The following is a 22510-nucleotide window of genomic DNA, read 5'->3' as shown; positions in this document are numbered from 1 at the left end:
CTTCGATGTGTTTACGGCGTGGATGGTTATCATCCAAACAATCAATTTTGCCAATCCTGCGGACCCTATTAGGAGCGTGACCGAAATCAAGTGCCTCGGCCCGCAGGTCTGCCCGGTGCAGGAAGCGGCCCCGCTTCTCAGATTGGTGTGCCCGGGTCCCCGACGCTAGCGACATCTGACGGCATTTGCAGCGCCGGTGATTGCTGCCTTAGCGAGGTGGGAATTTGACCCATAAAATCGATCATGAACTGCTGAATCGAGAAATGGCCGCAGACGATCCATGGCGGCTCGATGGCAACCCGTTCGAGCGGGAGCGCCACACGCAAATTCTCCGGTTGTCACTTGCGCAAGGTCCTGTCGCAAATGGGCTCGAAGTCGGGTGCGCTGCTGGCGCTTTTACGGAACGGCTAGCCCCCATTTGCCAGCGGCTCACTGTGATCGATGTCGTGGAGCCAGCGATTACGCGAGCACGTTTACGCATGAAGGAGCCGCCGCACATCAGGTGGATAATCTCCGATGTTCAACAATTTTCGAGTGATGAGCTGTTCGACCTGATCGTCGTGGCGGAAGTCCTTTACTACGTAGGAGACCTCGTTCAGATCCGCGCAGCAGTCCGCAACCTGGTAGGCCTGCTTGCGCCAGGCGGGCACCTGGTTTTCGGGTCGGCACGTGACGCCAATTGCCAACGCTGGGGGCACGCTGCTGGTGCAGAGACCACTATCGCCATGCTGAACGAATCGTTGACCGAGATCGAGTGCATCGAGTGCCGGGGCGCGTCGATCAATGAAGACTGCCTGCTGGCCCGCTTCCGAAAGCCGATTTCCGCTTTCTGATGAAACTAATTGTCGAAGTTGATTTGGAGACACTGTGCGGTTCTGTGGTGTCAAGCTGATCCTATATGTGGACGTATAAGAGCGCCCGATTGCGACAAGTTAGCCGGGTCCGGGCGATGGTCACTTCTGCTTAGGTATATCCGGCGTCTTCATGGGGCTCGATGTTCAGGGCCGCGAGCCTCGAGGGGGTTTCGCGGACTTCCACCTCAACGGCCCCCAGACGTCGGCCGAAGCCTTTCCGCTCCACATATCAGGGTCGGAAGCGACGGGGTGACCGTTCCCCCACCTCTGCCATTTTGCGTAAGGCGCATTGCAAGGATGTGCGGTGTAGTATCGCAACCTTGGCAGGGAAATCCGCTGTCGCGTTTCCCGTGCACCCTTCCGGCCTTGCGGTTCTGTCGGCATCGAGCCTCATCACACCATCGAAACGTCCGCCGTTTCATCGCGCTTGGAGGCGGGGCATTCCTGCCCCTCCCAAGACCCCGCCCAGACCAACGTGATTGCCGTTGGATCGCAGCCAAGGCGTATGCCGCCTTGGCCCCGCATCATGATTTCGCACATGAAGACGAACCAAAGGGCCTTCGAGCCCCTTGGAGCCCTGACCAAGCCTGCGCGGATTAGATGCCGCCGGCGTCTTGCCACCGGTACACGCATAAGCGGATCTCTCCCTCCCTCTCATCGAGGTCTGCGCACACCACAAGGCTTTGGCTACTTTTCAAAGATGGGATTCCCGGGGCCTGGCGAACCTGGAAATTGCCAGCCCATATGCGTGACTGTGTTCATGACGGCGCATGTCAGTTCGGTGACATGTTGCTGAACCTGTTTCAGTAGAAGAGCCAATGCTCTCGATGATCGCAACACGGCGCAAAGCCGATAGGCGCTCTGGCGCGAGCGTGCCAAGGCCCGCCAAGCCCCTTTGAAAATACCCAAAAAATCAAGAAACGGCTTTACCCAATAAATGATCGATAAATACCCAGATGGAGCGAAGTCCTTATTTTGCATGGCCCCCTATGCGGGACGGGCTCTATGACTGCCGCCACCGAACCTCAAAGGTGTTTCGGCCCAGGTGGGTGACGATCCCTAGCCGGGAAAGCGGCACTCCTCGTCGGGGGCCGTCGGTCCCGTGTCCCGCCTTCGGCGGCGCTATGCTGACACTCCTACCGGCTGCCCTTTTAACCGATCTCGTCGTTGCAGCCAGTCCCGCGTCCCGGCCCTTCGGCCGGCGCAAGTGCTGACGCTCCTTAGGCTGCCTCTTCTGTGTGCGGCGATCTTTGATCCCTCGCACGGAATGAAAACTTAGGGGCCAGCTCCTTCGCGCATTTCAGGCCTCAGGTGCTCAAGCTGGGTGTTCCAGTCGGCCAAAACCTCAAACAATTCGTTCGAAGTAGCGCCATCCGGGTGCGCCCTCCTTCCCGCTCTCCAGGTGCTTTCACCGACAGTCCGGTTGACAGGCAACACTCGAGAGCATTGACCAGACGATTCCTGTTGGCGAGTGCGACCATCGCACCATTGGCATGCCGTCTTGCCGCAACTTGTCGAGCCAGAGCTTCGCGGAACCTGTTTGCCGCCGGCGATCCAGAGCTGCGCGATCGTGCGTCAACGCTCGCCGCGTTTGCTGACGCCTATCGGGCCCATCCTCCACTTGATCGCTGCTTCGGCACGAGGCGCAGCCACGCCGCTGGCGGCCGCTCTTGAGGCAGGTTGTGTCACCAACAGCTGCCATCGGTGCGTCGCCGCTATCGGGGCCAATCGAGCACGACCAGAAGGTTCAGATCAAGGCCTTTGAAACGCATGGTTTTAGCATCCATAGCGTGGATGCTCTCGATCTAAACAATCAATTTTACCAATCTGGGCGGGTCGTTCATAGACCCCCACATGACATGCACCGCCGCTGCTCTACCGCGTGAGGTGCACAAAAGAACCCAAAAAGAGGAAGTCTTCGCATGCGCAATGACGTGCAGTGGAGGTTGTGCTGGGAAAATGAGTTGCAGCTTTCCGATCACCTCGAACTCTCTGAGTTCTTCCGGAAGACCTATGAGCCGACCGGAGCCTTCAATGGAATGCAATTCGAAGGCGGTCGAAGTTGGGCCGGTGCAAGGCCGGAGGTCCGCGCAATCGGCTATGATGTGCACGGGGTAGCCGCTCACTTGGGCCTGCTGCGCCGATACATCAAAGTTGGCGACGTCGATCTGCTGGTCGCTGAACTCGGTCTATACGGGGTGCGCCCGGATCTTGAGGGGCTGGGAATCGCCCACTCGATTAGCGTCATGTACCCAGTGCTGCAGCAGCTTAGCGTTCCATTCGCTTTCGGCACGGTTCGGCAAGCGCTCCGGAACCATGTTGGGAGGTTCTGCCGCAAAGGCTTGGCGAACATTCTGACGGGCGTTCGCGTGCGTTCAACCCTCCCGGACGTGTACCCCGATCTGCCTTCCACGACGCGAGTCGACGACGACGTACTCCTCATGGTGCTCCCAATTGGACGCTCGATGAGCGAGTGGCCGGCCGGCACTTTGATCGATCGGAACGGTCCAGAGCTATGACCTCGGATTTGTTATCCGCTCGCTTCCTCAAATTCACAGAAAAATCTGAGATCTCATGAACCTCTTTGCCCCAGCCAGTATTGTTGCAGTCTGCTCTTATGCGCTGCTGTCGACCGTCTATAAGACCGCGCAGGTGTTTTATACCCTGCCTACAAACGTACCGCCGACCTCGGGCGAACCCGCCGGCTGTGAGCCTTGGCCGAGCGTGGATGTCATTATCCCGTGCTACAACGAGGCTCCTCGCACCCTCTCGGACTGCCTGGCTTCCATTGCAAGTCAGGACTACGCCGGAAAACTGCAGGTCTATGTTGTTGATGACGGTTCTGGAAACCACGATGCCCTCGTAGGTATACACGAGGAATACGCGCGCGACCCGAGGTTCAACTTCATTGCGCTCCCAAAGAATGTCGGAAAGCGCAAGGCACAGATTGCGGCGGTTCGCCGCTCGTGCGGAGATTTGGTGCTCAATGTAGATTCGGACACGATACTCGCGCCGGACGTCGTCACGAGGCTTGCGCTAAAGATGCAAGATCAAGCGATTGGCGCCGCCATGGGCCAGTTGGCGGCTAGCAATCGCAGTGAAACTTGGCTGACGCGGTTGATTGACATGGAATACTGGCTCGCCTGCAACGAAGAGCGGGCAGCGCAGGCTCGGTTCGGTGCCGTCATGTGTTGCTGCGGTCCGTGTGCCATGTACCGGCGATCCGCGCTTGTTTCGCTCCTGGATCAATACGAGACGCAGCGCTTTCGAGGGAAGCCGAGCGACTTCGGTGAGGACCGCCACCTTACGATCCTGATGCTGAAAGCAGGCTTTCGAACAGAGTATGTCCCGGAGGCCGTCGCGGCAACAGTCGTTCCCAGCAGCATGGGTCCCTATCTGCGCCAACAGCTTCGCTGGGCCCGGAGCACGTTCCGGGATACGTTGCTGGCGCTCCAACTGCTGCGCGGCCTTAATATTTATCTCACATTGGACGTGATTGGGCAGAATCTTGGCCCATTATTGCTCTCTTTGTCGCTCCTGGCTGGGCTCGCGCAATTCATAACGACAGGTACTGTGCCCTGGACGGCATGCCTGACGATCGCGGTCATGACTATAGTTCGCTGCAGCGTGGCAGCGTTTCGTGCGCGCCAACTTCGATTTCTCGGATTCTCGCTCCACACACTCATCAACATCTTTCTCTTGCTCCCATTGAAAGCATACGCGCTGTGTACATTGAGCAATAGCGATTGGTTGTCGCGAAGCTCGGCCGCCACTGTGACAGACATCGGCGGCGCCCTTCCAAAGCCCGCCTTGGTGGCATCTGACGCAGCTTACAGCGAACAGCAATAGTCACGTGATCGCAGGTGGAAGAGTTTTGAGCCAGGACCAGGAAGATCAAATGTTGAGTCGGAAGTTGGACCCAGAGGATTTGCGGCGGATCGAGACTGGTCCGATCGAACGGGAGTTTCACGGGCAGACAAGCGCGAAAAGCTCCGTGCCTGACTCTCTGTCGACCGTGGCAGTCGATTTTGCCGGCGTAACCAAGTCGTATGGGAACAAGGTCGTTGTCGACGAACTGTCGTTCTCCGTTGCGTCGGGAGAGTGTTTCGGCCTCCTCGGACCAAACGGGGCGGGCAAAAGCACGATTGCGCGTATGCTCCTCGGCATGACAGGCCCTGACGCGGGCGCGATCACGGTGCTCGGCGTGCCAGTGCCGGCGCGCGCTCGGCTGGCACGCAGGGGCATTGGCGTGGTCCCGCAATTCGACAATCTTGACCAGGAATTCACCGTACGCGAGAACTTGCTGGTGTTCGGACGCTACTTCGGCATGAGCACACGCGAGAGCGAAGCGGTCATCCCGTCGCTTCTCGAGTTCGCTCGCCTCGAGCGCAAGGCGGATGCGCGCGTCTCGGAACTGTCCGGCGGCATGAAGCGATGCCTGACGATGGCGCGGGCGTTGATCAACGACCCCCAGCTCATTGTGATGGACGAGCCGACCACCGGCCTCGATCCGCACGCGCGCCACCTGATCTGGGAGCGGCTGCGCGCCCTGTTGGCACGCGGCAAGACGATTATCCTGACGACGCATTTCATGGAAGAGGCTGAGCGATTATGCGATCGGCTGTGCGTGCTCGAAAGGGGTCGCAATATCGCCGAAGGCCGCCCGCAGGCGCTGATCGACGAGCATATCGGATGCCAGGTCATGGAGATTTACGGCGGCGATCCGCACGAGTTGCTTTCGCTGGTCAAGCCACATTCCCAGCGCATCGAGGTGAGCGGCGAAACCCTTTATTGCTACGCGCCCGACCCTGAGCAGGTGCGCACGCAACTGCAGGGGCGAGCAGGTCTGCGCCTTCTTTTGCGTCCAGCCAATCTCGAGGATGTTTTCTTGCGGCTGACCGGGCGCGAGATAGAGGAGTGAACGATGATTGAAGATTTTGCGGCGGCGCTGCCGTCCAATGCGTGGAACTGGGTTGCGGTGTGGCGCCGGAACTATCTGGCATGGAAGAAAGTCTCACTCGTGACGATTCTCGGTAACCTTGCCGATCCTATAATCTACCTTTTCGGACTCGGCACCGGCCTCGGCATAATGGTCGGCCGCGTCGACGGTGCGTCATATATCGCCTTTTTGGCGGCCGGCATGGTCGCGGTAAGTGCGATGACCGCCTCTACCCTCGAAACATTGTACGCGGCTTTCGCTCGCATGCACTCTCAGCGCACTTGGGAAGCAATGCTGTACACGCACGTTACCCTCGGCGACATCGTTCTGGGTGAACTGGCGTGGGCAGCCACCAAGGCCTTCTTGGCCGGTACGGCAATCACCATTGTCACCGCAACGTTGGGTTATGCAGCCTGGCCGTCCGTCCTCTATGCGCTGCCAATCATTGCTCTCACTGGGTGCGTGTTTGCGAGCCTTGCGATGGTCGTCACCGCGCTTTCGCCCAGCTACGATTACTTCGTGTTTTACCAGACGCTTGTCCTCACACCTATGCTGTTCCTGTCCGGTGCCGTTTTCCCATTGGATCAGCTGCCTGACGCCTTTCAGAAGATAGCGCGATGCATGCCGCTGTCACATTCAATCGACCTCATTCGTCCGGTTATGCTTGATCGCCCGATCGTCGGCATCGCCCTGCACATCGGGGTGCTCGGCCTGTACGCGCTGTTGCCATTCTTCCTCTCGATGGCGCTGTTGCGCCGCCGACTGATGCGCTGACGCGAAGAGAAGGAGATAAACGATGCGCTATGGACTTCGTGCTGCCAATAAAAACGACATCGCCAACAGAAATCGGCATGCCACGGAGGGTCTTCGGTGGCATCCACTCAATCTATCAACGTTATGGGCCGCCCGGCACCTCGATCACAGGATGTCATGTTGATCCCGGCCGAAGAGAATTTCTTTGAGCCCGATCATGTTTGACTGGCGTTCGTGGCGCGAACGACAACGCGGCCTGTGTTTCTGATCAGACGGCCAATTTAATATTCCTGTACGACAAATGGAGAGCGAGATGCTGTGTCTAGGATTGAACGGCGGATTGGACAAAGTCTATGAAAACAGATTTCAGATTTCAAACACATTCATGCACGATGGCGCTGCGGTGCTCGTCCGGGACGGACAGGTCATTGCGGCGGTAGAAGAGGAGCGCCTCAATCGGATCAAACATTCCAACAAGCTCCCAATTAGTGCGGCTCAATACTGTCTTTCAGCCGCTGGGGTTCAGCTCAGCGAAATCGATCGTGTGGCTTTCTACGCTACCGAAGCCTATAGCAACGCCATGCTCGAAAACATGCTAGCTTCCCAGCCGGACGCCTCCATTCCGTTGGACGCTAAACTGTTGATGCAGAGGCTGTTGGCGCAGGAGTTCGGTACCGAGCTCGACGCTTCGCGTATCTCATTTGTAAGTCATCATCAGGCGCACGCCGTGAGTGCTTTTGCAATGTCGGGCTTCGAGCAAAGTCTGATTTTCGCGATTGATGGCTCTGGTGATTTCCTGTCGGGCCTTGTGGCGGTAGGATCTGGTACTGAAATTACGCAACTTGCGACTTTCCCGGAGAACAATTCTCTCGGGCAATTTTATCTCGAGACGATCCGGTATCTCGGCTACGGCTTGTTCGATGAATACAAGGTAATGGGGCTTGCCCCCTACGGCGATCCCGTTCCCTATCGCGAGCTTTTCGAGAAATTCTATGAACTCTCTGCAAACGGCGAGTATCGCGTCCACCTGGACCGCATCGGTCCGACTTTGCTCCGCAGCATTCAGGTTCGGCAAAAGGGAATGCCATTCACTCAGCAGCATATGGATGTGAGTGCGTCGTTACAGGAAGCGCTCGAACGCATCGTGTTTCACATTCTTCGCCATTATCGTGAGGCCACCGGGATGACGCGGTTGTGCCTGGCCGGCGGAGTTGCGCACAATTGCTCCATGAACGGCAAGCTGCTCTATTCAGGACTTTTCGAAGACATCTTCGTGCAGCCCGCATCGCATGACGCTGGATGCGCATTAGGCGCCGCGCTAATCGTGTCTAATGAGTTGGGCCGCCCAGCGCCGCGTAGGCGATTGCAGGAGGTCTATTGGGGGCCGGAACTCGCGAGCGATCACGCTGTCGAAGAGGAACTAAAGGCATGGGCGGGGCACCTGGAGTTTGAACGCACTGAGGAGGTGGCGGATAGGGCAGCCGAGTGGATGGTCGGTGGCGCCGTGATCGGCTGGGTGCAAGGTCGTTCGGAGTTCGGGCCGCGAGCGCTCGGAAATCGCAGCATTCTTGCCGACCCCAGGCCCGCTTCAAACAAGGACCGGATCAACGCTATGGTCAAGAAGCGGGAAGGATATCGCCCGTTCGCCCCATCAGTTTTGGAGGAGGATGCGCGCGAATTTTTCGACCTCCCGGGCAGTGCGTGCGAATTTCCCTTCATGAATTTTGTAGTTCGTGTGCGCGATTCCAAGCGTGGTTTGCTCGGCGCCATCACGCATGTCGACGGTACGGCTCGGCTGCAAACAGTATCGCGCAAGGCCAGTCCGGCCTACTGGGACGTCATCAATGCCTTCAAGCAGCGGACAGGCATCCCAATTCTGCTCAATACGTCCTTTAACAACAATGCCGAGCCGATCGTGGATTCAGTTGCAGACTCGATTGCCACGTTCCTGACGACAGAGCTGGATGGACTTGTGGTCGGGCCGTACCTCGTCAAAAAACGGGCCGCAACGCTGCAGGATTGGACTGCGCTCGCTGTTTCATTGCCGCCCTATGTATCCCTGCATAAAGTCCGCGCATACACGGCGCAGGATCGCCACGAGACCGTCTGCGAAATCCGAACGGATCACCGTGACTGTGCGCGTATTTCACATGACCTGTTCGATCTGCTGACGCGGATCGAAGGCGAAGCCGTGCTCGCGGATCTCCTCGACACAATTACGCTGGATCAGGGCCAGCGCGAGGCTCTCACAGGAGAACTGCGAGGATTGTGGGAGCAGCGCCACGTTCGGATGCATCCCTCGCAAGCTGCTCGCGTCCACCAAAACTGATGCCAAAGTCTGGACGACCGATAACAGCTGCCCAAACACCGGTCTGCACCTTCATATGATGGTCTCCAATCCAATTGACCGAGGCAAGGGTCCTGATGATTGCGTCTGCCGCGAGCATGCATGTTCGCTCCAGCTAACGCTTATTGCAGACGCGGATCAGCAATGGATTTGCTTACCGGTGGCTCAAGACAGCACGAGTTCGTCGTTTCTCGACGGCGTACCGGGTCGGTGACCGCCCCTGCGACATCAGCTTGGTGTTGCGCATAGCGGATGGGACGAGCGTTGGTGGATAGATTGGCGTGGGTTGACCCCGGTGGCGAGCAGGCTGGGCCGCTTGCGGGAAAGGCGGCGGCCCTTCGGCGCGCCAAGCCGGCATGTTCGTCGTTGAGCTGCTTTTGGCAAAATGCGTCGGTGGGGCGACGATCTTGTCTTTATGCGGCTTGATGCTTCGGCCTCCAATCATCCGGCCCTGTTGTTGGCATCCTTGATTTACGGCAATACGACGCCGGTGCAGATTTCGACGACGCCATCTTCAGGAAACCGAGGGTCTGTTGGTCAAGGTCACGCAGGGGTTAGCGTTGGCGATGCCCGACATCTGCTCTCGGGCAATCGCCTGATCGGAATGGGCCGCTAATCCCCCAAAACGGGGCGGCCCGGTTCACTTGTCTGACTATGGCGAACGGCCCAGCCTCGGTTTGGAAGCGCACGATGAACGCGGCGATGGCGCAGCGGCCGGCACGGCTCGCCTATGACGATCCGTGCGGTTCGCGCCCGGCTGCGCCCGGCACTTCAGGGCTATCTCTGGCGCGCCCGTACGGTTCGCTTCGAACCCGAGCAGATCGTCATCGTCAATGGTTCGCAGCAGGGGCTCGATCTCTGCGCGCGCCTGCTGCTCGACCCAGGGGACAGCTTTGTCATCGAGGACCCCTGCTACAGGATGGCGCGCCAGGTCTTTGCCGGCACAGGTGCTACGCCCGTTCCCGTCGAGGTTGACGAGGACGGCATGCAGACGGAGCAACTGGCGGGGGTCGCGGCCCGGCTGGCCTATGCGACGCCCTCGCATCAGTTTCCGCTGGGCGGCGTCATGCCGATGGCGCGGCGGCATCAGCTTCTGGAATGGGCGCGGGAGCAGGGCGCCTATGTCATCGAGGACGACTACGACAGCGAATATCGCTACGATATCAGCCCCGTTCCCCCGCTGCACAGCCTCGAGGATCATGGGGCGTCATCTACCTCGGCACCATCTCCAAGACGCTTTCGCCGATGCTGCGCATCGGCTATCTCGTCGTCCCGGCGGAATTGCAGCAGGTTTTCGAAACCGCCAAGCAGTTTGCCGACCAGCATTCTCCGGTGGCGGAGCAGGCGTCATTGGCCTCTCTGTTCGAGAGCGGCGGCTATGAAAGGCATGTGCGCCGCGTGCGCCGCCTTAACGGCGAGCGCCGGGAGGTATTTCCAACCTGAAGCGGATTTTCCGAGATCGGATCGCCGTCCAAGGGGCCGACGCTGGACTGCACGTCGTCATATGGTTCAACGACCTGCCGCGATCGCGTGAAACAGCGTTGGTCGAAGCCGCCCGACATGCCGGTCTGGGGCTGCACCCGATTTCGCCGCTTTATCATCGGCAGCCGGGAGCAGGCGAAGCCGACCGCGCCGGGCTTGTCATGGGCTATTCCGCCTTGAGCATCCGGCAGATCGAAAAAGGCGTCGAGATGCTGCGCGACGTCGTCCTCAACTCTGAGACGTCGACGGTTCCGCACGCGGGGTTAGAACATTCGCGACCGCTCATCGTAAACAGGTCATGGTTGAAAGCAGTTGGGCGACGGCCGCGCTCATGGCCGGCTGAATTAGCTGATCCGGCTTGCCGCCACCGTGCCGTTGCGCTCGGTCAGCAGTGCGTGGAGCCGACGAGGAGCTTCACATCAAGGGCCATTGTCTCATCTATCCGCAACATGGATGCTTGTCATCGAAACATTCGATTTTGACTATCGGACAGGACATTGCATAGGAAGAATTCAAGGATGCAAGCTAGGGAGATTGTCGATGTATGCGGTTGGCTCCGAGGAGCATTTTTCTGGTGTGTGCATTCTGGTCTGCGCCGAACATTGAGCGAGCCGATCCCCTTTTCGACCAGGTACGTCGGTGATCGCGCAAGCTGCATCGCGTCGGCTTCGCCACAAGCCCCCAACTAGCGTAGGCGCCTACCCCAAGGATCAACAAGTCGAGGTTTCCCATGCGCTCCCAAGGACGGTGGAGGTTGTGCCGGGAGAACCAGTTGCAAGTAGCCGATCATATCGGACTCTCCGAGTTCTTCCGAAAACCCTATCGGGGGGACTGACCCTGCAATGAAAAGCTATGCGCTGGTAATTTGAGACGTTCTGCAGAGACGGCCCGGCCACGATGTATCGATGTTCGCGTGCGGTCCCACTCAGAAGTGCTGGATCTCGACATGCCGCCTCGCGTGGAGGACGTGCTCCTCGTGATTATGCCCGATTGCGCGGCCGATGAGCGAATGGCCGACCGATGCAACAATTGACCGGAAGGATCCGGAGCTATGAAACATCTTGATGACGGATGGGAAGTGCAGAGTGAATGCGCTGATGGAACCGGCCGTCGGAGCGTTTATCTGACGTTTGACGACGGTCCCGATCCATTCTTCACACCACAGATACTCGATGTGCTGGCGCAAAATCGGGTGCCAGCGACTTTCTTCGTGATTGGTGCCTACGCCGCAGAGCACCCGGACCTCATCCAGCGAATGATCGCAGAAGGGCATGAGGTGGGCAACCACACAATGTCTCATCCGGATCTGTCCAAATGCGGCTTGGGCGACGTCCAACGTGAGGTATTTGAGGCGAACCGTGCCATCATGGTAGCATGCCCCCAGGCCTCGATCCGCTACATTCGCGCGCCATACGGCGCCTGGAGCGAAGAAGTGTTCACTGCGTCAGAGATCGCCGGGCTGGCGGCCCTTCATTGGTCGATAGACCCAAAAGATTGGTCGCGGCCCGGCACCGATGCGATCGTCGATGCTGTGCTCGCCTCGGTCCGGCCCGGCGCAATCGTGCTCTTGCACGACGGTTGTCCTCCCGACGAGTCGAGACGGAGCACTCAAGCCGGTCTGCGCAACCAGACCGTTATGGCGCTATCCAATCTGATTCCGGCATTAGATGCCTGCGGATATGAAATTCGCCCGCTTCCAGAACATCACTGAAATGCGAGATCCTATGGACCTGCTTTCCCAGCCAGTGCCTTGGGTCTCGCTTATGAAGGCTTACAGGCTTCGCCGACATCGGACGAACTGTCGGCTCCGACCCGTTGACTAAGCGTAGACGTTTGTTGTCACCTGCTACAATGAGGACCCGCGCAGCCTCTCGGCATTGCCTGGCGTCGCCGGAACCTCTTCGACGATTCTTTCAATATGGTCTCCGGGATCGCGGGCTGCGTCCACAAGGTTTGGCAAACTAGTCGCCATTGCCGGGATATGCCCGACCCCTCGGCTGCGAAGGACCAGGGGTTCTCCGACTCGCACACCCCGCTGTGGATCTGCTCCTCGATCGTCACGATGATCGGGTGCGATGCCATCTTTCACAAACTGGACCACGTCGATAGCTTCTGACTGGCTGTTTCCTGCAGGCCAGAGTGCCGGTATCTGACTGGTAACGCAAGGAGCTTCGCCATGTACATCCCTCCCGCTTTCCGCGACGACGACAAGGAGTCCCTGCGCGCGACCATCCGCGCGGCGGTGCTGGCGAACTTCGTTACAGTCACGGCGGAAGGGCCGCTCGCAACGCCACTGCCCCTCTTCCTTGATGAGAGCGAGGGCGAGCACGGCGTGATCTACGGGCACCTAGCGAAGGCCAATCCCCAGTGCCATGTTCCGCCGCTGGGCGACGGCTTGGCCATCTTCATGGGGCCGGACGCTTATGTGACGCCGGCATGGTATGCGACCAAGCGGGAAACCGGGAAGGTCGTCCCGACCTGGAATTACATCGCCGTCCACGCCTATGGTCCGGTCGAGTTCTTCGAGCATGCGGGAAGACTGCTGGACGTCGTGAATCGTCTGACCGACCACCACGAGGGCGAGCGCGCCTCGCCTTGGGCGGTGTCGGACGCACCGCCGGATTTTGTACAGGCGCAACTCCGCGGAATCGTCGGCCTGCGCATGCCGATCACGAGGCTGGAGGGCAAGCGCAAACTGAGTCAGAACCGGAACGCGGCCGACCGCGATGGCGTGGCCGCGGGCCTTGCGACGAGCGAGCGGGCATCTGACCGCGAGCTCGCCGCTCTCATCCCAAAATAATCATGAACTTTGTCGGAATCGACCCATGATGCCAGAACTGGCCCCATTCGCCCTGTACCTCGCCGCGGCCTCCGTGCTCGCCATCACGCCCGGTCCGGGCATCTTCTATGTTGCCGCGCGCACGCTCGCCGGCGGTCGTCCGGAGGGTATCGCTTCCAGCTTCGGCACGGGGTTGGGGGGCATGATCCACGTCCTCGCAGCAAGCCTAGGTGTTTCCGCGATCGTGCTCGAGAGCTCGGAACTGTTCTCCGCATTGAAGCTGTTCGGCGCGGTCTACCTCGTCTGGCTAGGCTTTCGCACCTTTCAAGCCGCGCGCCGAGCGACTGGCGATGATGGCGCCCCGGTGCGTTCAGTCGGACCCCGGCGGGCGTTTCGTGAAGGGGTGCTGGTCGAGGCTCTCAACCCGAAGACGGCAGCCTTTTTTCTAGCCTTCCTTCCGCAGTTCGTGAACCCGAGCGCAGGGCACGTAGCTCTGCAATTCGTGGTGCTTGGCTCCGTGTCGATTGCGCTCAACACGCTCGCCGACATCGTGGTTGCCTTCGTGGCCAGCGGCATTCAAGACGGCGCGACAGCGCGTCCCAGGTTGATCCGCCGCCTGAGGGAGGCGTCGGGCGGCGCGATGATTGCGCTGGGCGTCGGCCTCGCTCTGGCGAAGCACCCTGCTGCCTGAATTTTGCATCCGATCTGGTTGGGCATCTCTCCGGGTCGGCGGGTTAGCTTGAAGCAGATGGATGGCTGCGAGCCAGCTTCAGTCATTACACCGATTCAGGCGATGTCTCAGCAGGCGCGGACGTCCGGTCTGCCGCCGCTGAAGCAGGCGTTGGGATTTTTCCATCAATGCCTTGCAGCGCTTCAACGAGTGACTCCCGCCCGCAGGGCCGAGGCGAGCGAGCTCGCCGATTATGCGGCGGCCTGCGGAGCCAAGACGCTCATGCCGGTGCCTGTCAACGATGGCTCCTGGCCCGTCAATGGCGAGCGCCGGGGCGATCTCCGCTTTGCCTTGAAGGCGCTCAAGCCGATCCTCCAGTCGCGCGGCCTGATCGGTCTCATCGAGCCGCTGGGCTTCCAGACCTGCTCGCTTCGATCGAAAAACGAAGCGGCTAAGGCCATTGCCGCCATTGATGGCCAGTCCGTCTTCCGCCTCGTGCACGACACATTTCATCACACGCTCGCCGGGGAGCCGTTCTTCTCCTGCGACCTGACCGGTCTCGTGCACATCTCAACCGTGAACGATCCGATCCACTGGATTTACCCGGATCGCGTCCTGGTCGGTTCCGACAATGGCAGCCAGATCCGGGCGCTGCTTGATGGCGGCTATGGGGGCCCCTTCTCATTCGCACCGTTTGTCGACGAAAGCCACCCGCTGGACGACCTCGCAGGCGCTCTTTCCGCGACTATCATCTCGTTCGACACGCCTGTTGACACGAGTGCCGGTGTGAGACGCGGTAGTCAATCAGGGCTTGCGACCCTTTTTGGCGTCCCGCGGAGAACTCATTCTCGACGCCTCCTGTAACAATATCTCTCGCATCCAGACGCTTGCCGCATCACTGTTGTGAAGGGCGGGCCATTGGAGGGCCTCGGTAAATGCGGGAAGCGGCAGCGGAAGTTCGATGATCCGCAGCGGGAAAGTCTTTTTGAAATGCTCAACCAGCCGGAAGGGCATGGTCGATATACGAGCTGTGCCTGAGACCATCGGCGGGATCATGCTGAAGGCCTGCACGATAACCTCGACACGTCTCTTCAGGCCATGCTCAAGAAAAAAACGCTCCTCGACGGAGGGCTTCTGCCCGAACTTGGCCGCAACGTGCCTCATCGACATGTATCTCTCGAATGTAAGCTGCTGCGGCAGCTGCTTGTTCGTGGGGCAGCCTACGCACACGAGCGTGTCGTCGAACAGCGCCGCTCTTGGATGCGCGCTCGACATGAACAATTCTGGACAAATCAGAAAATCGACGTCACCGCGCCGGAGAAGCTCATCGGGGTCGTCGTCGAGCGGCAGCAATTCGAAGCTGACGGCGGGTGCTTCGCGTGCAACACGCTCCACGACCTTTTCAAAAAACACGAGTGTGGCGAAATCGGAAAGGGTGATCCTGAAACGGCGATCGGACTGAGCCGGATTAAACGGATCCCAAGAAATAATCGAGCTCTGGATTTTCAAGAGTGCGCCGCGAACAGCGGGGGCGAGTGTTTCCGCACGTGGGGTTAGAACACGTTCGCGGCCGCTCATCGTAAACAGTTCATCGTTGAAATAATCGCGCAGCCGGGCGACGGCCGCGCTCATGGCCGGCTGACTTAGGTTGATGCTGCTTGCCGCCGCCGTGAGGTTGCGCTGGGTCAGCAGTGCGTCGAGCACGACGAGAAGGTTCAGATCAAGGCCTTTGAAGCGCATCGCTTTCACTTATCCATAGCGTGAATGCTCGCGATCTAAACAATCGATTTTACCAAACTTCCAGGGCGCTGCATAGATGACCGGACCTGACATGCACCCGATCACGCCACGGCTTCTGTAGCGTGTGCTGGGAAATGACTTGCAAGTAGCCGATCATGTCGAGCTCTCCGCTTTCTTCCGAAAGTCCTATGGGCCGACAGGGGCTTTCAGGCGGTCGTAGCTGGGCCGGTGCAAGGCCGGAGGTTCGCGCAATCGGCTCTATGTGCACGGCGTAGCGGCTCACTTGGACCTGCTGCGCCGTTCACTACGGTTGGCGAGGTTGATTTCTTGGTAGGCGAACTCGGATTGTACAGGGTGCATCCGGATCTTGAGAGACTCGGAATGAGCCATTCTATCCACGTCATGCGTCCGGTGCAGCAGCAGATTGGCATTCCATTCGCTTTTGGCACGGTTCGGCACGCGCTGCGGAATCATCTTGAGAGGTTCTGCAGAGACGTCCTGGCGACCATAGTGCCGGGCCATCGCGTCGCCACACATGATCGCGACCGCCACTGCGCTCCAGGTTTGCGATCAGGCACTGGGATTTCGTCCGCTCGGTTGCAGCCAGTCGGCCCTCGATACCACGCCGCGATCCGCGTAAAATTCGATCCTTTTCACCGAAACTGGCGTGCTCGCCGTGCCCAGAAACGGCCGGTAGCAACCGCAACAGATGGGCTGGAGTCTGATGCTTGATCAAATAACAGTCGGAGCGAAGGGACGCGGCTCGCGCCCAGCAGAGACAAACGACCGAGACCTAAGCCTTGACTTCGCCAAAGGTATACTAATTACTTTAGTGATAATTGGGCACCTATTACAATATGTAATTTATCGAGGCACTGACGATTTTTGGATGTCTCCGTATTATAAGACGATATACATGTTTCATATGCCTCTCTTTATGGCGATAAGTGGATATGTTTCTTCTGGGGCAATTTTGCGAAAAACGTTCATTCAAGGGGTCCGTAATAGAGCAGTGCAGTTACTACTGCCAATGTTTCTTTGGTGTGCGTTTATTTTCGCACTAAAGTCCGCCATGATTTATCCAACGAAGAGTTTAACTGGTGTATTGCTGGACATATCGAAGGAGGTCATTGGAACATACTGGTTCATATGGGCGGCGTTTATTTCGTTCGTTCTAGTTAGATTTTTTGCAACTTTCAATCGACTATCGATGTGGATCATAAGCGCATCCGCAATTGGGGTCGCATTGGCGCCCATCACATTGTCAATAACCCCGTCGTTAAGATACACTTACCCATTTTATTGTTTGGGGTTCTTGTTTGCCCAGCCGATCGGATGGCAGAAAAATATCGTCTGGCGCCACAAATCGCTTTTCTTGGTCTTATTTTCGATAACAGCTTTCTTATGCTTCCTTGGGTGGGGCAAGGAGACTTACGTCTACAACAATCTTGTTTTAATTCATGATGAACAGTCAGCTAAACAAGTGTTTATGATGTTCGCTGGCTCTGCAACAGCTTCTGCAGTAGCGATGCAGCTTATGTTCCAGTGCTGGAGAATTGTCCATTCAACTAGAGTAGCTCAGTATGTCGCGGTGGAGCTTGGTCAGAGCACGCTGCTGCTGTACCTGGTCCAGGGTGCCGTGTTTCGCCTCATGGATGTGATACAGTTTGGAGAACTCTGGAATCTCACGACCAGAATCGCGTTCGCAAGTGTGGTTGGAGTGGCGATTGTCGTCACGGCGATGGCAATTCGCAAGATTGCGCGCGACCTTGGATATGTGTCGCAGATCCTTGTCGGAGCGCCGCCACGCCCAAGTCTGCTCAAATCTCAACCTGCAATAAATTAGCCACCCACAATGGTCGCGATGACAAGCAACCACGTTACGGACAGATGAGGCATGCGTTTCAAAGGCCTTGATCTGAACCTTCTCGTTGTGCTCGACGCACTGCTGACCGAGCGCAACCTCACGGCGGCGGCAAGCAGCATCAACCTAAGTCAGCCGGCCATGAGCGCGGCCGTCGGCCGGCTGCGCGATTATTTCAACGATGAACTGTTTACGATGAGCGGCCGCGAACGTGTTCTAACCTCGCGTGCGGAAACACTCGCCCCCGCTGTTCGCGGCGCACTCTTGCACATACAGTGCTCGATTATTTCTTGGGATCCGTTTAAACCGGCTCAATCCGATCGCCGCTTCCGGATCATGATTTCCGATTTCGCCACACTCGTGTTTTTTGAAAAGGTCGTGGAGCGTGTTGCACGCGAAGCACCCGCCGTCAGCTTCGAATTGCTGCCGCTCGACGACGATCTCGATGAGCTTCTCCGGCGCGGTGACGTCGATTTTCTGATTCTTCCGGAATTGTTCATGTCGAGCGCGCATCCAAGAGCGGTGCTGTTCGACGAGACATTCGTGTGCGTAGGCTGCCCCACGAACAAGCAGCTGCCACAGCAGCTTACATTCGAGAGGTACGTGTCGATGAAGCACATTGCGTTCAGGGTCGGCCGTGCGCAGATGCCATCCATCGAGGAACGGTTTTTGCTTGAACATGGTCTCAAGAGACGTGTCGAGATTATCGTGCAGGCCTTTAGCATGATCCCGCCGATGGTCTCAGGCACAGATCGTATAGCGACCATGCCCTTCCGGCTGGTTCAGCATTTCAAAAAGACTTTCCCTCTGCGGATCGTCGAACTTCCCCTGCCACTACCCACGTTCACTGAGGCCGTCCAATGGCCCACCCTTCACAACAGTGATCCGGCAAGCACCTGGATGCGGCAGATAATGTTGCAGGAGGCATCCCGCATGTGAAGCCGCGGGCGCTCCTGGCGAACGGCACGCAAAAAATTGGGTCTGACTCCAATTCGATGATTTTTGCATGACAGTGTGGTGCTGATTTTCCGACGCTGGTAGCCGGCAACGCCAAAAACATGAAGTGGAAGAAGTTCTTTTACCGCAGGCTGTGCGAGTCTGAAGGTCTACCCTATTCACCGCGCCCAATTGCCGGGAATGCAATCAAGTCAAAAGCTGCTTCGCCCCGGAGGCATGGAAAGCCGCCTCACACGGATCAAGCACGGGTTCGCCCTTGTATTAATAGCCGTACGAGGCGAGCGGTCGACGGCGAGGCGGTCCGCTTCGTCCGGCACTCTTAGGTTCTCTCGTCGGCACCATCATTCAAAACGCCGCCGCTGGTCGAAATCGACCGGACAACAACGTGCGATCGCGCAGAGACGACGGCTGCAACCGCCAAAAAATCGTGAGCAGGATCGCACCGCGCGGCTGATGCGATTGCATCTTTCCCCGTGCTGCACTGGCCTGTGTCAGGCGGTCTAGGGTTCGCGCTTCGGTCCGAGCAAACACTGTCAGGGCAGCGAGGAACGAGGCAACGGCGCTGTAGGCAAAGGCACTGGCAACGCCGGCATCGTCCACCAGCAGTCCGCCGAAAATCGCGCCGGCGGCGATGGCCACTTGGAACGTTGCGGGCATCAGCCCACCGGCGTTTTCGGCCTGCTCGGGAGGGGCGCGCAGCACCATGCATTCTGCAGTCCCACCGGCACCGCGCCGAAAGCAAAGGCCCATACGGTACCGCAATCGCTGAGGCCCAGGCCGATGCTCCCAACATCAGCAGCGAGACAGCGGCCATCGCTATGAGCAGGGGGGCGGCAGAGCCGCGACTGCCTGGAGGCTGTGCTCGGCCAAGAATCCGCCGGCCAAATTGCCGAAGAAGCCGCCGATGCCAAAGGCGAGCAACACGAGCGAGATCGTCTCGATATTGAGCGCGGGAACATTCTCGAGGAAGGCGCGGATACAGATGAAGCCGTCGAAGTGCCCGGAAGCGACCAGCAGGACGACCAAAATCGCGACTTTGATTATCGGATTCTTGGCCACATCCAGCAGACTGCGGAAGCTGGCTGCTCCAATCGGAGGCAGCCTCGGAGAAGTCATGAGTTGCACTACCAGTGTAACGCGCCGAAGACTGCAGCGATCATGGAGGCGCTTCGCCACCCCCCAGACGTCGCCGACATAGGCGCCGATTGAACCGCACAAACGGTAGCGACGGTACGCCGGTGCGGATGATCGACATGGCGCGCCGCAGGAGGTGACCTGGAACGAGCCGCATCGCCAACGCTGCCGACATCGACCAGAAGCCTCCGAGCGCTATTCCGAGCACGACGCGGGCGGTCAGAAGAACCGGCAGCGACCCCGCGACGGCACCAATCGTGCGCTGACAATTGTGCTCTTCGGCATAGGGTTGCTGCAACCGATCTCGCACGTATGGGTCCTGCAAGGAGCATGCTCGAGGATGTGGACCTCTACTCCGACTTGCTGACACTGACGGAGGGTGTCGGGTCAACGTGGTCGGCCACATGCCCGACGCCATGGCGGAGTGGTTCGGTGCTGAGCAAAGTCGCGGACGGCAAGGCGGACGCTTCCAGGGATTAACGCGGCAGGCGCAGGCAATGCGGGATTCCGTTGGCAGAAGGAGCTCAAACAGCTAATTCGCTCAAGCTTGTCACCACCGCAGCAGACGAATGGCGTGCCGGTCGGCAGGGCGGTGCAGGCCCTGGTGTTCGAACCCTCCATTCACATCGCTAAGCAAAAGCATTCGCGTGCTTGCCAGCTCAACAGCACAGTCTCGGCGCTTTATCGGCCATGACGATCAGATTCGTTCGTCAGATCAGGGCACTTTCAAGAGCCGTAACCGCACGCACCCGCAGTATCCGGCTCCCTCAGCGATGCTGCCGGCCATTGCAGCGCTAGAGCGCGGTAACTCAAGTTCGTTACAGCCCGCCGCTCAGCCCTCGAATTGACTTGCACCTGTCTTGGTCAACAGCAACCCATCGCACCAAACGTGGTCTACGCATCCCCACTCACAGGCGGCAGCCGCATCCGGAAAAAAACCACGTCCATTGAGATTTGCACTCGTGTTGCAGAGCAGCGAAATGCCCGTGAGTTTCTCATATTCTATCAGAAGTTCTGCAATTGGGTGTTCAGAAGTTCTCGAAACTGTCTGAAGGCGCGCAGTCCCGTCGAGATGGACGACCGCCGGGATTTTTTCTTTCCACTCCGAACGGGTTCGGTGATCGAACAGCATGTAAGGATCGGGCGTGCCGGGATCGAACATCTCAGGTGCACGATCCTCCAAGCATATTGGCGCTACCGGTCGGAAATGCTCTCGAACTTTGATTTTGTTGAGATGGTCCTTCATTTCCGGCGAAGTTGCGGCCGCCAGGATGCTTCTGCCTCCCAAAGCACGTGGACCAAGCTCTGCGCGACCTGCAAGGAACACCACAGGCTTGTTGTCGGCGAGCACGCCGGCAAGTTCTTTCAGGCTGCAAGCAGCAGATTGCCAACCAGGCGGAACCTTGCCATGGCTCACATTTGGCCCGCTGTAGACTGACCAGTCGAGATGCACGAAACCTTTGTCGGCGGCCAGCGCACAGCAAGCGGCACCGATCGCCGATCCGCTGTCGTTTGGAAACGGAGGCACCCAGACTGCGTCGAACAAACCGCTCGCCCGAAGGGCGCTGTTCCATTTGATGTTCAGCCCGCATCCGCCGGCGATGCACAGGTTTCGGGTTTTGGGGACTGAGTACCCACGCAGCGCCCTTGTCATCCCCCGGACGAGAAGACGCTCCATGAAGGCATGGAACGAAGCAAGTATGTCCTCGGGCGTTTCGGGGATTAGCCGCGACGCGCTTGCATCGAAGAAGTCGTGCACAGCCGTGAGTAACGCGTCTTCGCTGTGGCTGTTGTTCCTGTAGCCAAAGGCAAGGTCCGTATCCCAGGCAAAATGGTCCTCGTAAAGCTCCTGAAACACATTCACGATGTGTTCATGGACCACTCCGAGCGCAATATAGGCCATCAACTTGCCGGGGATACCGAGACTCCAGCCAGTCCGCAGCTCTCGCCTGTAAGGACCGAAATGTTGGCCCGCGGCCGCATAGGCATGGCCTATCATCGGAAACAGGCACCCAACAAATCGGACTCCACTTGGCTCGACGTGGTAAAGCCGCGGAAAGATGCAGCCGTCCCATACCAGACAAAATGCCGGTTCCTCTGCTTTGGCGAATGAGCTGGTGCAGTATGCGGAAGCCACGTGCCCAACAACATGCGGGTAGCTTTCATAAGAACATACCCCATTGTCGAGCATGAGACCGGAACCTTGATAGGCTGTTAGGGGATCTTCGGCGTCCCGCTCCACATATGGCGCGCCGTTGAGAGTGATAGGGGAGCCGTTACTCAGAACCTGGAATTCTGACTGGATTTCACCGTCCCATCCGTCAATAACGAACCGGTCGATATCGCGCGGAGCAAGCCCGTTTTCCGTCAAAACGGCGACGACCGTCTCAAGCCGCTCGATATGTTGGTATCGTAGGTTATTGTCGAGCTTCTCCATCTCGATGCAAAAGAGTAATCTGCCGTCTTCCACGACAGCAATTCCCCCGTCGTGCGTCAGCTTGATACCGCAAATGCGCATAGCAGATCCTTGTCGAGGTGACCGTAGAGCAACCGCAGAAAACGGCTGGAAAACATAGCCGTGGGTTTTGTCGCGCTATGCAGGATCATGAGGAACCGGTAAATTAGATTGTTTGGATGTGAGGGATCCGCGCGGTGAATGATCAGGTCTGCCGCGTGATCTAGAACAAAATGGCTGACACGCAAAAATCACCAGAATTGCGAGGCAGCGCTGTGCGGCAGTCTAGAAGGCCTGGCCACCGCAAGCGCTGGGCAAGGATGTGCACGGTCACACATCACCCGCGCCACGGGAGGTGCCGCGCTCCCTCGGCACCGAGCGCGCGTGCTGAGCACGAAGGTTGTCGCGCTAGAAGAGAGCCTTCCCTGATCAAGCTACTCTTTAGGTCATCGACAAGATTTTCGATGGCGAGGGCAGCGCCCAAAGGGCCTATTCGGCTTTTTGAATCGCGCCGTCATGTTGGAGGAACAACCTCC

The 22510-nt window shown here is 58.4% G+C and carries 20 protein-coding genes and 3 pseudogenes; 18 read left to right on the top strand and 5 right to left on the bottom strand.

Features of this window, described 5'->3' with window-relative positions; translation table 11 throughout:
* The first annotated feature begins 224 nt into the window (after nucleotides 1–224).
* Nucleotides 225–833: a nodulation methyltransferase NodS gene (nodS, locus tag AC0L3O_RS29155; protein WP_095780356.1), complete on the top strand. Its 609-nt coding sequence runs from the start codon at nucleotides 225–227 to the stop codon at nucleotides 831–833.
* Between the two features lie 708 nt (nucleotides 834–1541).
* Here the strand turns inward: nodS and AC0L3O_RS29150 are convergent.
* Nucleotides 1542–1835: a hypothetical protein gene (locus tag AC0L3O_RS29150; RefSeq protein WP_473617348.1), complete on the bottom strand. Its 294-nt coding sequence runs from the start codon at nucleotides 1833–1835 to the stop codon at nucleotides 1542–1544.
* A 941-nt stretch (nucleotides 1836–2776) separates the two neighbouring features.
* On the opposite strand from AC0L3O_RS29150, the gene AC0L3O_RS29145 reads away from it, so the two are divergent.
* The 13 genes and pseudogenes from AC0L3O_RS29145 (at nucleotide 2777) to AC0L3O_RS29085 (ending at nucleotide 14688) form a co-directional block, all read left to right on the top strand.
* On the top strand, nucleotides 2777–3373 hold the full coding sequence (locus AC0L3O_RS29145; protein ID WP_065010659.1) for a NodA family N-acyltransferase: 597 nt from the start codon (nucleotides 2777–2779) through the stop codon (nucleotides 3371–3373).
* A gap of 55 nt (nucleotides 3374–3428) precedes the next feature.
* Nucleotides 3429–4703, top strand: coding sequence for a chitooligosaccharide synthase NodC (nodC, locus tag AC0L3O_RS29140; RefSeq protein WP_065010658.1), 1275 nt, complete (start codon nucleotides 3429–3431; stop codon nucleotides 4701–4703).
* A 49-nt stretch (nucleotides 4704–4752) separates the two neighbouring features.
* Nucleotides 4753–5775 carry a nodulation factor ABC transporter ATP-binding protein NodI gene (nodI, locus tag AC0L3O_RS29135; RefSeq protein WP_473617347.1) on the top strand — a complete coding sequence of 341 codons (1023 nt, stop codon included), beginning with the start codon at nucleotides 4753–4755 and terminating at the stop codon, nucleotides 5773–5775.
* 3 nt (nucleotides 5776–5778) lie between these two features.
* A complete protein-coding gene (locus AC0L3O_RS29130; RefSeq protein ID WP_473617345.1) occupies nucleotides 5779–6567 on the top strand; it encodes an ABC transporter permease in 789 nt (262 codons plus the stop codon).
* A gap of 292 nt (nucleotides 6568–6859) precedes the next feature.
* Nucleotides 6860–8875 (top strand): carbamoyltransferase family protein, encoded by a 2016-nt coding sequence (locus AC0L3O_RS29125; protein WP_473617365.1) that lies wholly within the window; start codon nucleotides 6860–6862, stop codon nucleotides 8873–8875.
* A 748-nt stretch (nucleotides 8876–9623) separates the two neighbouring features.
* Nucleotides 9624–9971: pseudogene (locus tag AC0L3O_RS29120) on the top strand (aminotransferase class I/II-fold pyridoxal phosphate-dependent enzyme); the annotation flags it as partial.
* A 167-nt stretch (nucleotides 9972–10138) separates the two neighbouring features.
* On the top strand, nucleotides 10139–10336 hold the full coding sequence (locus tag AC0L3O_RS29115) for a hypothetical protein (protein WP_473617369.1): 198 nt from the start codon (nucleotides 10139–10141) through the stop codon (nucleotides 10334–10336).
* Between the two features lie 98 nt (nucleotides 10337–10434).
* Nucleotides 10435–10857 carry a hypothetical protein gene (locus tag AC0L3O_RS29110; RefSeq protein WP_473547930.1) on the top strand — a complete coding sequence of 141 codons (423 nt, stop codon included), beginning with the start codon at nucleotides 10435–10437 and terminating at the stop codon, nucleotides 10855–10857.
* 248 nt (nucleotides 10858–11105) lie between these two features.
* Complete coding sequence (locus AC0L3O_RS29105; protein WP_082982601.1) at nucleotides 11106–11210, top strand: hypothetical protein; 105 nt, start codon at nucleotides 11106–11108, stop codon at nucleotides 11208–11210.
* A 216-nt stretch (nucleotides 11211–11426) separates the two neighbouring features.
* Nucleotides 11427–12086: a chitooligosaccharide deacetylase NodB gene (nodB, locus tag AC0L3O_RS29100; RefSeq protein WP_065010656.1), complete on the top strand. Its 660-nt coding sequence runs from the start codon at nucleotides 11427–11429 to the stop codon at nucleotides 12084–12086.
* Nucleotides 12087–12551: 465 nt separating this feature from the next.
* Nucleotides 12552–13175 (top strand): FMN-binding negative transcriptional regulator, encoded by a 624-nt coding sequence (locus AC0L3O_RS29095; RefSeq protein WP_473617344.1) that lies wholly within the window; start codon nucleotides 12552–12554, stop codon nucleotides 13173–13175.
* Nucleotides 13176–13203: 28 nt separating this feature from the next.
* Nucleotides 13204–13845: a LysE family translocator gene (locus tag AC0L3O_RS29090; protein ID WP_473512043.1), complete on the top strand. Its 642-nt coding sequence runs from the start codon at nucleotides 13204–13206 to the stop codon at nucleotides 13843–13845.
* Nucleotides 13846–13902: 57 nt separating this feature from the next.
* Nucleotides 13903–14688 carry a TIM barrel protein gene (locus AC0L3O_RS29085; RefSeq protein ID WP_473617364.1) on the top strand — a complete coding sequence of 262 codons (786 nt, stop codon included), beginning with the start codon at nucleotides 13903–13905 and terminating at the stop codon, nucleotides 14686–14688.
* Here AC0L3O_RS29085 and AC0L3O_RS29080 read toward each other — a convergent pair.
* A complete protein-coding gene (locus AC0L3O_RS29080) occupies nucleotides 14629–15564 on the bottom strand; it encodes a LysR family transcriptional regulator (RefSeq protein ID WP_095780354.1) in 936 nt (311 codons plus the stop codon). The two genes, AC0L3O_RS29085 and AC0L3O_RS29080, sit on opposite strands and share 60 nt — an antisense overlap.
* A 124-nt stretch (nucleotides 15565–15688) precedes the next feature.
* Here AC0L3O_RS29080 and AC0L3O_RS29075 point away from each other — a divergent pair.
* From AC0L3O_RS29075 to AC0L3O_RS29060, 4 genes and pseudogenes are all read left to right on the top strand, one after another.
* Nucleotides 15689–16296, top strand: a pseudogene (locus tag AC0L3O_RS29075) (NodA family N-acyltransferase).
* Nucleotides 16289–17410, top strand: coding sequence for a nodulation factor fucose acetyltransferase NolL (nolL, locus tag AC0L3O_RS29070; protein WP_473617362.1), 1122 nt, complete (start codon nucleotides 16289–16291; stop codon nucleotides 17408–17410). The pseudogene AC0L3O_RS29075 and the gene nolL overlap by 8 nt, the downstream one beginning before the upstream one ends.
* Nucleotides 17411–17461: 51 nt before the next feature.
* The gene (locus AC0L3O_RS29065; protein WP_095780353.1) at nucleotides 17462–18367 is read left to right on the top strand and encodes a LysR family transcriptional regulator; all 906 of its coding nucleotides are present in this window, start codon (nucleotides 17462–17464) and stop codon (nucleotides 18365–18367) included.
* An 86-nt stretch (nucleotides 18368–18453) separates the two neighbouring features.
* A pseudogene (locus tag AC0L3O_RS29060) lies at nucleotides 18454–18602 on the top strand (nitrogen fixation protein NifQ); the annotation flags it as partial.
* A gap of 128 nt (nucleotides 18603–18730) precedes the next feature.
* Here AC0L3O_RS29060 and AC0L3O_RS29055 read toward each other — a convergent pair.
* From AC0L3O_RS29055 to nodU, 3 genes are all read right to left on the bottom strand, one after another.
* Complete coding sequence (locus AC0L3O_RS29055) at nucleotides 18731–19090, bottom strand: hypothetical protein (protein WP_473617342.1); 360 nt, start codon at nucleotides 19088–19090, stop codon at nucleotides 18731–18733.
* A 111-nt stretch (nucleotides 19091–19201) separates the two neighbouring features.
* Nucleotides 19202–19444, bottom strand: coding sequence for a hypothetical protein (locus AC0L3O_RS29050; RefSeq protein WP_473617341.1), 243 nt, complete (start codon nucleotides 19442–19444; stop codon nucleotides 19202–19204).
* Nucleotides 19445–20351: 907 nt separating this feature from the next.
* The gene (gene nodU, locus AC0L3O_RS29045; protein ID WP_473617340.1) at nucleotides 20352–22037 is read right to left on the bottom strand and encodes a nodulation protein NodU; all 1686 of its coding nucleotides are present in this window, start codon (nucleotides 22035–22037) and stop codon (nucleotides 20352–20354) included.
* Nucleotides 22038–22510: the final 473 nt, after the last annotated feature.

Source organism: Mesorhizobium sp. WSM4810 (assembly GCF_055811235.1).
This window is presented reverse-complemented; position numbering and strand designations above follow the sequence as displayed.